This is a genomic window from Sphingomonas segetis (assembly GCF_009720245.1).
Lineage (GTDB): Bacteria > Pseudomonadota > Alphaproteobacteria > Sphingomonadales > Sphingomonadaceae > Sphingomicrobium > Sphingomicrobium segetis.
On the sequence record NZ_WJSQ01000089.1, the window covers coordinates 1 to 11,381 of the forward strand.

The window sequence follows — 11,381 nt, forward strand, 5'->3', positions numbered from 1 at the left end:
CGCTGAGCGCTTCGCCCGAGCTCGACGGCGACACGCTTGCGCTCGCCGCGGGGCTGGTCGACGAGATGCGGCTCGGGCGCGGCACCCAGCCCGACGTGCTCGCGGTCAGCCTGTCGGCCACGGACTATGTCGGCCACAGCTACGGCACCGAGGGCGAGGAGATGTGCCTCCAGCTGCTCGAGCTCGACCGCGAGATCGGCGATTTCCTCTCCGTTCTCGACAGCCGCGGCATCGATTATGCGGTCGCGCTGACCGCTGACCACGGCGGCAAGGACATCCCTGAGCGCGAGCGGCTCGCGGGAGTCGCCGACGCGGTGCGGGTCGACAAGGCCCTCAGCAGCGGCGTGATGGGGCCGAAGCTCGCCGCCCAGCTCAACATCCCCGGCCCCGGGCTGATTGGCGGAAGCAATTCCGGCGACATGTACATCGACGACCGCTTGTCCGCGGCAGACCAGAAGCGGCTGCTTGACGCGCTGGTTGCCGCCTACCGCGGGCATCCTCAGGTCGAAGCGGTATTCACGGCGGCGGAAATCGCCGCGACTCCCGAACCGACGAGCCCGCCCGACAAGTGGAGCCTGATCGAACGTGTCCGCGAAAGCTATTATCCGGGCCGCTCGGGCGACTTCTACGTAATCCTGAAGAAGGACGTGACACCGATCGCCGACACCAGCCGCGGCTATGTCGCGACTCATGGAAGCCCGTGGGACTACGACCGCCGCGTGCCCATCCTGTTCTGGCGCCCGGGCTTCAGGGGAGCGACCGTCGAGGCACCCGCGGAAACTGTCGACATCATGCCGACGCTTGCGGCCATCATCGCGCTTCCGGTCGCCGCAGGCTCGGTCGATGGTCACTGCCTCGAGGGCACGCCTGCTTTTTGCCCGCAGCGCTAAGCGCTTCAAAACACCAGCTTTTCTTTCCGCTGCCTTTGAGGCATGAAGCTCCTGCAGGAGCGGAGGGGAGGAATGCGGAAGCGGATTGTGGCGGTTTTGCTGGCCGGCATCGCGCTCGGCGCATGCGTGGAGACGCGCCAATATGCCGACGTCCAGTTCACGCCGCCCGCAGGCGACTACAAGCTGCTGGTGCTTCGGCCCGATGTCACCGTCGGCTCGCTGACCACCGGCGGGATGGTCGAGCCGCGCGCCGAGTGGACCGATCAGGCGCGCGCCAACATCGTCGCCGCGCTGCGCGCGCAGCAGGCGGCGCGTGGCGGCAAGGTCTCCATTATCGAGCACCGTAACGAGCTTCCCGGAGTCACCGAACAGGAGCTCGCCGATGTCGAACGCCTCAACTTCGTCGTCGACCAGTCGATCGTCGAGCACAAATATCTCGGCGATTACCTCCCGACCAAGCGCGGCCGCGGCCTCGACTGGACGCTCGGGGCCGACGCCGTGCGGCTTGGGGAGATGACCGGCTACGATTATGCGCTGTTCCTCCACGCCGAGGACCAGGTCGCCTCGACGGGGCGAATCGCGCTCGGCGTGGTCGGCCTCGCCGGCTGCGTCGTCGGCTTCTGCGCGCCCAATATCGGCGGCGCGGAGCAACTCGACTATGCCTCGCTGGTCGACCTCAAGACCGGCGAGGTGGTGTGGTTCAACGTCGTCGACGCGGCGAGCCAGGTGCCGGGGATCAAATTCGGAGACCTCAGGACTCCGCAGGGCGCGGCGCAGATGGTCGAGCGTCTGCTCGGGCGGATGAAGCCGGGCGAGGCCGTCCGCCGGGCGCAGGGAGAGCGCTGATGTGCGTGCGCTGTCCGCAGATCTGCCGTCGTTCGCTGCTGGTCGGCGGCGGGGTGGCGGCGGCGGCCCTCCACACCGGCGTCGCGAGCGCGCGCATCAGGCCATCCGACATGGTCCCGCTGATCGGCCCCGGGTTCAAGCCGACCGAAAAGGACGAGCAGGGCCTGTGGAAGGAGATGGAACGGGTCGAGGAGGAGATCGCGGGGACCAACCTGCTGATCACGGACCCGACGCTGACCGGATATCTGAAGGACATCATCGGCACGGTCGGAGGGCCGGCCGCGAAGGATTTCCGCATCTACCTCGCCCGAATCCCCGAGTTCAACGCGATGATGTTTCCGACGGGTTTCGCGGTGGTCTTCTCGGGCCTCCTCCTGCGCATGCGCAACGAAGCGCAGCTCGCCGGCGTGATCGCGCACGAATCGGGGCACTTCCTGCGCCGCCACATGATCCGCTCGTGGCGCGACCAGCGGCGCAAGAGCGATGTTTTTTCGATCGGCGCGATGCTCGCCGGAATCGGCGGCGCAGGCGCCGGCATCTATCTCGGCGACTATGTCCAGCTCGCGCAGCTCGGCGCCATCCTGTCGCTGTTCAAGTACAGCCGCGACATGGAAGCCGAGGCGGATGCGATGGGCGCAAAGCTCATCGCCGAGGCGGGCTATGATCCGATGGAAATGTCGAGCATCTGGCTGCAGCTGATCGGCGAGCAGAAGGCGAGCGCCGCCTATCGCGGGAAGTTCCGCCGCCGCGGCTCGATCTTCGACACGCACCCGTCGGACGATGCGCGCATGGCGGACCTCAGGGCCGACGCGCTCGAGCTGAAGGTGCCGGGCAAGGCATACGACAGCCGCCGCGGTCGTTATCTGGCGACGATCGGCCCGATCCGCCAGATGCTGCTCGACGATCAGGTGAAGCTCAACGACCCCGGCGCGAGCCAGTATCTGCTCCAGACGCTGGCGCAGGACGGGTGGGACGGGCTGCTGCGCTTCTACGAGGGCGAGGTGTGGCGGCTGCGCAACCGCAAGGGCGACGACGTGCGCGCCGCGCAAAGCTATGCGGCGGCGGTCGTCTATCCGGACGCGCCGGCCGATGCCTGGCGGTGGCACGGAATCTCGCTGCTCAAGGAAGGGCGCAGCGGTGAAGCGAAGGCGGCATTCACGAAATATCTGGCGATGAAGCCTGATGCGCCCGACGCCGCATGGGTGCGGCAGACGATCGGGTGAGGAGGCAAAGGTGAAGCGTTTCCCGACGGCGGCCGTGCTGGTCGCGGCTGCGGCTTTGTCCGCCTGCTCGACCCTGGCCGGCGAAGGCTATGGCTATAGCTCCTATGCCCCGGTGAACGTCCGCCGAGTCAACGTCGGCAACGGAAACATGTCGGTGGTACCGCCGCGCCCTTGGAACCGCCACCGGGCGATCCTGTTCGACGACATTCCGGCGGTCGAGGACTGGACGCTGAACGGGCCGCTGCTCGACGGGATCACCTTCATCACCGGCCTCAAGAGCGGCCGGTTCATGGTTCGCCAGCGCCGAACGACCGACCAGCAGGTGCCCAAGTTCCGCGCCGACATGACTCCGCCCGAGATCGCGGCGATGCTCGAGAGCCTCTATCGCGTGCGCGGCGGGGCGGTCGATTTCCGAACCATCTCCATTCAGCCGCGCCAGTTCCTTGGGACCAACGGCTTCCAGTTCGACTACGAGCATCTCGACAGCGACGAGCTGTGGCGCAAGGGCCGAGTCGTCGGCGCGGTGATCGGCGGCCAGCTCTATCTCGCCATGTACGACGCGGCGCGGTCACACTATTATGACGCGGCGCTGCCCGATTTCGAGGCGATCGTCGCATCGGCTCGGCTGCGGCGGCCTTAGGAATTTCCTCGGCGCAGTGGCAGACGTCGAGCCATTGCAGACATCGGGACGAGCTGCGATTCAATGACGAATGGAAATAAGGCCTGAGGTCCCGTCGGACGCGGAAGCGATCTCCAACGTCATAACTGCGGCATTCGTCGGAGCCGAACATAGTAGCGGCACTGAAGCGAGCATCGTGGAGGCGCTACGAGAGGCGAGAAGCCTGGCCGTCTCACTGGTCGCGATGGAGAAAGAATCGATTGTCGGTCATGTGGCCTTTTCACCCGTGACGATTGACGGGTGCAGTGACGGCTGGTTCGGGCTTGGTCCCGTGGCGGTGGTGCCGAGACGACAGGCACAAGGAATCGGAAGCGCACTCATCGAAGCCGGGCTGGCCAGCCTTCGCGCCCGAGGGTCGAACGGGTGCGTCGTCCTTGGAGAGCCGGCCTATTATAGCCGCTTCGGGTTCACGGCCGACCATAGCCTTCGCTTGGCTGGAGTGCCTCCAGAATATTTCCAGCAGCTCAAATTCACAGAGCAGTCGTGCCGCGGGATGGTCGAGTATCACGCCGCTTTTGAGATCAGCTAGTGTCTCGTTCCACCCTGCGTTTCCCCCCAACGCGGACATTCGCAGTGCTCGCGTGCGATCAGCGATGAGTGCGCTTTTTATCCAATCGGTGAGATCGGCCCCGGTGACGGGTCGTTCCCCGGCGATGGCGGCGACGGGACGTCGATGTCGGGCGAATGGGTGGGGATCCCCGGCGGCGGTGCGGTCGGCTGACCCGGCTGCGAGGGCTCGGGCGGCGGCGGCGCCGGAGTCGTCGGCGGTTCGTTCGGTTCGGGCTGTTGTTGCATGAGGGCTCTCCTCGCTTGGGAACGCGCCTGAGAACAGCGGGTTGCTTGTCGCTTCGGGTTGCCGAACCGGTCGGGGCTGTTATAGGCCGCGCACTTTCCAAGCGTCCGCGCGGGCGTGGCGAAATTGGTAGACGCGCTTGGTTTAGGTCCAAGTGGGAAACCGTGGGGGTTCGAGTCCCTCCGCCCGCACCAGCCGCGGATCGCCGAGCCAGCAGATTTCAGGATACGAACACGTGAGTATCAAGACCGTCGAAACGCAGAACGAGGGCCTGAAGCGCGGCTTCATGCTGACCATCCCCGCCGCCGACATCGAGGCCCGGGTCGACAAGGAAGTGAAGCGCATCGCGCCGCAGGTGCGCATGCCCGGCTTCCGCCCGGGCAAGGTGCCGCCGAACCTGATTCGCAAGATGCACGGCGAGGCGCTCCAGCGCGACGCGCTCAACGGCGCGGTACAGGAAGGCGTGCAGGAGCTGCTTGAGCAGCAGAAAGTCCGCCCGGCGCTCCAGCCGCAGGTCGAGCTCGACGATCAATATGAGCCGGGCAAGGACGCCGAAGTCTATGTCAGCCTCGAGGCGCTGCCCGACGTTCCGCCGGCGCAGGTGGAAGATCTCAAGCTCGAGCGCCTGACGGTCGAGCCCGACGAGAGCGCGGTCGATCAGCAGATCGAGCAGCTCGCGAGCCAGGCCAAGCGCTGGGAGGATGCGCCCAGCAAGCATGCGGCGGCGAACGGCGACCTGGTCGTGATGGACTTCGAGGGCGAAGTCGGCGGCAAGCCGTTCGAGGGCGGCAAGGGCGAGGACATGTCCGTCGAGCTCGGCTCGGGCCGGCTGATCCCCGGCTTCGAGGACCAGCTCGTCGGCGCGAAGGCCGGCGACACGCGCGAGGTCAAGGTTACCTTTCCGAACGACTATCCGGTCGAGAATCTGAAGGGCAAGAAGGCGCTGTTCGCCGTCACCGTCAAAGCAGTGAAGACTGCCGGCGAAACCAAGCTCGACGACGAGTTCGCCAAGTCGCTGGGCCTAAACGACCTCGAGCAGCTCAAGGGCTTGATCAGGGGCCAGATCGAACAGGAGCTCAATGGCCTCACTCGCACGCACATGAAGCGCCAGCTGCTCGACCAGCTCGCGACCCGCCACGATTTCCCCGTGCCCGATTCGATGGTCGAGGCCGAGTATCAGAACATCATGAACCAGCTCCGACACGAGGCGAGCCACGAGGCTGACCCGAAGGCCGCGCTGGCCGAGCTTGAGACCGAGTCGGCCGACTACCGCCGAATCGCCGAGCGCCGCGTGCGCCTCGGTCTGCTGCTGTCGGAGATTGGCGCCGCCAACGGAGTCGAGGTCAGCGAGCAGGAGATGCGCAACATCATCGGCCAGGCAGCGTCGCAGTACCAGGGCAAGGAGCGTGAGCGCTTCCTCCAGCTGGTTCAGCAAGAGCCGATGTTCGCCGCCCAGCTGCGCGCCCCGCTGTACGAGGACAAGGTCGTCGATTTCCTGTTCGGCAAGGCCGATATTACCGAGCGCAAGTCGACGCGTGAGCAGCTCGAGGCCGATCTCGAGAGCGAGGAAGGCCATGTCCATGGCCCCGACTGCGGACACGACCACGACCATGGCGCGGTGACCGAGAAGCCGAAGGCGAAGAAGGCGCCGTCCAAGAAGGCGCAGGCTGCCAAGGTTTCCGAAGCTGTAGCCGAGGTTGCGCCGGCGAAGACGGCGAAATCCGCTTCGAAGAAGGCGAAGCCGGATGCAAAGGTCGAGGCGAAGGAACCGATCCCGACCAGCTCGAAGCCGTCGAAGAAGGCCGACCTGGTGGCGGAGGCCCCCGCGCCGAAGCCCGCCAAGCCGGTCAAGAGCGAGCCGGCGAACAAGAAGGCTGCCGAGAAGGTCGAAAAAGCCGGGAAGAAGCCCGCCAGGAGCGAGGCCAAGCCCGCGGCCAAGCCCAAGAAGGCGGCGAAGAAGGCTTGAGCGAGCGCGCGGTCGTCTGTGAGGACCTCCGCGCCGGCATCGGCGACCTGCAGGGCGAGGGCTTCCGGCTCGACTGCATCTATCCGGCCGACGATCCGCACACGGCGCTGCTCAGCAGAGGCGGCGAGTCCGTCCGGCTGACCAGCCGCCACGACGCGCCCGCCCCTGGCGAAAGGCTGCCGACATTCGCGCCCGAATTCATCCTGACCCGCGCCGGCGAGTCGGCGGGGCAGGGCCGCGCGGGCATGCTCTACCGCGACCTGATCCCGGGCAGGCTCGGCGGCCGCTATGTCGCTTCGCGCATTTCCATCCCCGGCGGCGGTCCCGTCGCCGACTGGGTGCACTTTCACCGCATCGCGCTGCAGCTGATCTTCGTCCGGCGCGGCTGGGTGCGCGTAGTCTATGAAGGCCAGGGGGAGTCGTTCGTGATGCACGAGGGCGACCTCGTCCTTCAGCCGCCCCGAATCCGCCATCGCGTGCTCGAAAGCTCTCCGGGGCTCGAGGTGATCGAGATCACCGCTCCGGCGCTCCACGAGACCTTCGCCGATCACGCGCTCGAGCTTCCCAACGGCAGCAATCCGGCGCGGTTGTTCGGCGGCCAGCGCTTCCTCCGCCAAGTCGCCGCGGATACTGTCTGGCGACCGTCCGGAGGAGGCGGAGAGGCACAGGAAACGGCTGTCGCCGACGCGACCGGCGGCCTCGCCGAGGTGCGGATCCTGCGTCCCGGCACTGGCGCGAGCATCGCCTTGGCGCCGCACGAGGGCGAACTGGTGTTCGGCTTCGTTCTGAACGGCTCGTCGATGCTGCATTTTCCCGGAGGCGGCGGGCTGGGCAGCGGCGATGCCTTTGTCATCCCGCCTCGTGAGCCTTGGCGGCTGTCCGACCTGTCGCCCGACTTCCGCTTGCTCCACGTCACGACCGCGCGGCTGGACTAGCGCGTTTTGCCGCTATAGCCCTCGCCGTCTGTCGAGGGGGAAGAGTTGGTCCGCGCCGCGAGCCCAAGAATTGCCGTGCTGCTGCCGTGCTTCAACGAGGAGGCGGCGATCGCCGCAACGGTGCGCGGGTTCCGCGACGCGCTGGCCGGCGCCACCGTCTACGTCTATGACAACAACAGCTGCGACCGGACGCGCCAGGTCGCCGCCGAGGCTGGCGCCGTGGTCCGCTCGGAAAAGCAGCAGGGGAAGGGAAATGTCGTCCGGCGCATGTTCGCCGATGTGGACGCCGACGTTTACGTGATGGCCGACGGCGATCTGACCTACGATCCGGCCGCTGCCCCGGCGATGGTCGAGATGCTGCTCGCGGACCAGCTCGACATGGTCGTGGGAACGCGACGGCACGAGGTGAAGGACGCCTACCGCGGCGGCCACGTGCTCGGGAACCGAGTGTTCACCGGGCTTCTTTCCGGCCTGTTCGGGCGCAGCTTCAGCGACATCTTCTCCGGCTACCGCGTCTTCTCGCGGCGCTTCGTGAAGAGCTTCCCGGTGCTTTCGGCCGGGTTCGAGATCGAGACCGAGATGAGTGTCCACGCCCTCGAACTTCGGATGCCGGTCGGCGAGGTCGAGACGAGCTACGCGGCGCGGCCCGAGGGCTCGCACTCCAAGCTCTCCACCTACGGCGACGGGTGGCGGATCCTCAAGACGATCGGCACGCTCTATCGCGTCGAGCGTCCGGCGCTCTTCTACGGCGCCATCGGGGCGCTGCTGGTCGTCGTCGCGATCCTGCTCGCGATCCCGCTGGTGAGGACCTACATGGAAACGGGCCTGGTGCCGCGCTTCCCGACCGCGATCCTGGTCACGGGCATGATCATCATCGCGGTGCTCTGCGTCTTCGCCGGGCTAATCCTCGACACCGTCACGCGCGGTCGCCGCGAGGTCAGGCGCCTGGCTTATCTTTCGTTAGCGGCTCCCGGGGAACCGTAATCCGATTGCATCACCGCGACGGAAATGTGTCCGCGACCCGACGCTGAAGCTTCTTGGCTGCCCGGTCGTCCTTTACTGTTGTTTCCCTCGACGCCGAAGACGGCGCGCAACGAGGGAGACGTTATGAAGCGGATCGAAGCGGCATTACGCGCGGGTGTTGCATTTGCTGCGCTGGCAACGGTGGCGAGTGGTGCGGCTGCGCAGAGCACGCTTCCGCCGCCTGACGTGGTCACGGGCGAGGCGCCGCCGGCGTCTCCGGCCACTTCCGCCCAGGGACCGGGCAACGACATCGTCGTCACCGGCTCGCGCATCCGCCGCAATCCGCTGGATCTGGATGCGCCGCGCGTCTTTATCGATCAGCAGGACATTCAGAAGACCGGCCTCAACTCGGTCAACGACGTACTCCAGCGCCTGCCCAGCTCGGGCGGCGGGCTGAACAGCAAGTTCAATAATTCCGGCAACCTCGGCAACCCGCCGAGCGGCGCCGGCGTCGGCGCGGGCGCGGCCGAAATCGACCTGCGCTATCTCGGCTCCCAAAGGACCCTGGTCCTGGTCAACGGCCTGCGCTTCGTGAACGGAGCCTCGGCCAGCGGCGTCCCCGGCTCGGTCGATCTCAACGCCATTCCGGAAAGCATGATTGAACGGGTCGAGGTGCTTCAGGACGGGGCGTCAGCGATCTACGGCTCGGACGCGATCGCCGGCGTCGTCAACCTGATTACGAAGCAGGAGCAGGACGGCTTTGCAGCAAGTGCCCAGCTGAGCGGCTACTGGCAGGAAGGGGACGGCTTCACCCAGAATTACCAGCTGAGCTGGGGCAATGGCGGCAACGGGCGCCTGAAACTCGTCGTCGGCGGCAATTACGTGAAGCAGAACGGCGTCAGCGCGGACGATCGCGCGATCTCGCGTTTCCCCAACCCCTATGGAACTTCCTGTCTTGAAGGCGGCTGCTCGAGCTTCCTTCCCAATGGCCGCTACGCAGGCTCCGTCTTCGACTTCGTCGGCGGCGATGCGACGCTGAAGGCGCCGGTGATCCCCGGCCCGACGACGCTCGCCGACTTCCGTGCGTTCGGCGGCAACGCCGACCGGTTCAACTTCGCGCCGTTCAACTATTTCCAGATCCCGCTCGAGCGCTACGGTGCCTTCGCCAATTTGAAGTACGAACTGGCGGACAACATCAATTTCACGCTCCGGGGGCTGTGGAACGAGCGCAAGTCGAAGAACCAGGCGGCACCGCTCCCGTTCGGCATCGGCCCCGACGCCGGGATCACGCCGGTTCTGGACGCGACCACGATCGACGCGACCAATCCCTTCAACCCGTTCGGCGTGACGCTCGATTTCACCAATTTGGGATTCATCCTGCGGCGCTTCGTCGAAGGCGGGCCGCGCCAGTTCTCGCAAAAGGTCGACACCGCTTATGGCGTCGCGACCCTCGACGGGAATTTCTCCTTCCTGAATCACGACTGGTACTGGGACGTGAACGGCGTCTACGGCCACAACACCGCCAAGCAGACGATGCACGGCAACATCAATTCCTCGCACCTGCGACAGGCGCTCGGGCCGGTCGACGAGTGCGTCGGCCAGCCTGGCCAGTTCGGCGGAACCTGCACGCCGTTCAACTTCTTCGGCGGGGCCGGCTCGATCACTCCGGAGATGATGGACTTCGTCACCTTCGTACAGCACGACCGAAGCGAGCAGTCGCTGTGGGATTTCACCGGCAACGTGTCGGGGGCAATTGCCGAATTGCCGGGCGGACCGCTCGGCCTTGCGGTCGGCGTCGAATATCGCCGCCTGGGCGGCCGGTTCGATCCCGATCCGATCGTTGCCGCAGGCTTCAGCTCGGACATTCCCGCCGGCCCGACGCGGGGGCATTATTCGGTCAAGGAAGCCTATGCGGAGCTCAATGCGCCGCTGATCAAGGACGTGCCCTTCGTCAATCTTCTCGAACTGAACGGCGCCGCGCGCATATCGGATTACACCACGTCCGGATCGACCACGACCTTCAAGGGCGGCGTGAACTGGAAGCCCGTCCATGATTTGCGCCTCAGGGGCTCGTTCGCGGAAGGCTTCCGCGCGCCGTCGATCGGCGAGCTGTTCGGCACTCTCTCGCGCTTCGACCAGACGATCAGCGATCCATGCTCGAACGACAGCACCGCGCCGCGCAATTTCCAGAACGACGCGGCCGTCAAGACAAGCTGCATCGCGATGGGCGTCCCGGCCAACGGTTCGTACCAGCAGGCCAACCCGCAGATTTCCGTCATCGTAAGCGGAAATGAGGCGTTGAAGGCCGAAACCTCAAAGAGCTGGATATTCGGCGGGGTCTACAGCCCGTCATTCCTGCCGGGCTTCTCGATCGAAGCGAACCACTACGACATCAAGATCAAGAGCGCGATCCAGGCTGTCGACGCCTCGATCACGCTCAACAATTGCGTCGTCAACAATGACCCGGCGGCCTGTGCGCTGGTCTCGCGCTCCTTCACCGGGAGCGGCCAGCTCACCCAGATCAAGGGCACGCTCGGGAACATCGCCGGCATCAATACCAAGGGCATCGATCTGAACCTCGCATATCGCAGCCCGATGACCCGCGCCGGCCGCTTCGGCCTGACGTGGAACAACACCTTCCTTAAAAACTACGACCTGATCCTCAGCGGCTTCGGGGGGACCCAGATCGTCAGTCGCGAAGGCACCGAGCAGGGCAGCCCGTCGCAGGGCTTCCCCAAGTGGAAGTCGATCGGCATCCTCGACTGGGATTTGGCGACGTTTGGTGCGAGCCTCACCGGGCGCTATGTCTCGCGCCTGCGCGAATCCGATGGCAACACCCTGGATTCGCGGTTCTACACGGACGTCCAGCTGCGCTGGATGCCGATGATCATGGAGCATCAGCTTGGCCTGGCGTTCGGGGTCAACAACCTGTTCAACACCAAGGCGCCCGGGTGCAACACCTGCGATCTCAACAACTTCGATCCGACGATGTACGACATCCCCGGCCGCTATTTCTATGCGCGCGCGTCGGTGAAGCTGGGCGCCAGCCACGCGGCGCCGCTGCCCTACGCGCCGCCGCCGCCGCC

General features: G+C 66.0%; 10 protein-coding genes and 1 tRNA gene. 10 read left to right on the forward strand and 1 reads right to left on the reverse strand.

The window, feature by feature from the left end; translation table 11 throughout:
* From GH737_RS09575 to GH737_RS09595, 5 genes are all read left to right on the forward strand, one after another.
* The coding region (locus GH737_RS09575) for an alkaline phosphatase family protein (RefSeq protein WP_196233082.1) at window positions 1-890 on the forward strand (890 nt) is incomplete at its 5' end.
* A 72-nt stretch (window positions 891-962) separates the two neighbouring features.
* The gene (locus tag GH737_RS09580; RefSeq protein WP_155264605.1) at window positions 963-1,736 is read left to right on the forward strand and encodes a hypothetical protein; all 774 of its coding nucleotides are present in this window, start codon (window positions 963-965) and stop codon (window positions 1,734-1,736) included.
* The gene (locus GH737_RS09585) at window positions 1,736-2,959 is read left to right on the forward strand and encodes a M48 family metallopeptidase (protein ID WP_155264606.1); all 1,224 of its coding nucleotides are present in this window, start codon (window positions 1,736-1,738) and stop codon (window positions 2,957-2,959) included. Before GH737_RS09580 ends, GH737_RS09585 begins: the two co-directional genes overlap by 1 nt.
* 10 nt (window positions 2,960-2,969) lie before the next feature.
* Window positions 2,970-3,599, forward strand: coding sequence for a hypothetical protein (locus tag GH737_RS09590; RefSeq protein WP_155264607.1), 630 nt, complete (start codon window positions 2,970-2,972; stop codon window positions 3,597-3,599).
* Window positions 3,600-3,669: 70 nt separating this feature from the next.
* Window positions 3,670-4,167, forward strand: a complete 498-nt coding sequence (locus GH737_RS09595; RefSeq protein WP_155264608.1) for a GNAT family N-acetyltransferase — start codon at window positions 3,670-3,672, stop codon at window positions 4,165-4,167.
* Window positions 4,168-4,244: 77 nt separating this feature from the next.
* Here the strand turns inward: GH737_RS09595 and GH737_RS09600 are convergent, their stop codons facing one another.
* Entirely contained in the window at window positions 4,245-4,433 is a 189-nt protein-coding gene (locus GH737_RS09600; protein ID WP_155264609.1) for a hypothetical protein, read from the reverse strand.
* A gap of 109 nt (window positions 4,434-4,542) precedes the next feature.
* Here GH737_RS09600 and GH737_RS09605 point away from each other — a divergent pair.
* The 5 genes from GH737_RS09605 to GH737_RS09625 form a co-directional block, all read left to right on the forward strand.
* Window positions 4,543-4,625 (forward strand) — tRNA-Leu (locus GH737_RS09605).
* 47 nt (window positions 4,626-4,672) lie between these two features.
* Complete coding sequence (gene tig / locus GH737_RS09610; RefSeq protein ID WP_155264612.1) at window positions 4,673-6,397, forward strand: trigger factor; 1,725 nt, start codon at window positions 4,673-4,675, stop codon at window positions 6,395-6,397.
* Window positions 6,394-7,332 (forward strand): cupin domain-containing protein, encoded by a 939-nt coding sequence (locus GH737_RS09615; protein WP_155264610.1) that lies wholly within the window; start codon window positions 6,394-6,396, stop codon window positions 7,330-7,332. The genes tig and GH737_RS09615 overlap by 4 nt, the downstream gene beginning before the upstream one ends.
* 69 nt (window positions 7,333-7,401) lie before the next feature.
* Window positions 7,402-8,316, forward strand: a complete 915-nt coding sequence (locus GH737_RS09620; protein WP_155264613.1) for a glycosyltransferase family 2 protein — start codon at window positions 7,402-7,404, stop codon at window positions 8,314-8,316.
* 123 nt (window positions 8,317-8,439) lie between these two features.
* A partial coding sequence (locus GH737_RS09625) for a TonB-dependent receptor (RefSeq protein ID WP_196233083.1) occupies window positions 8,440-11,381 on the forward strand: 2,942 nt, incomplete at its 3' end.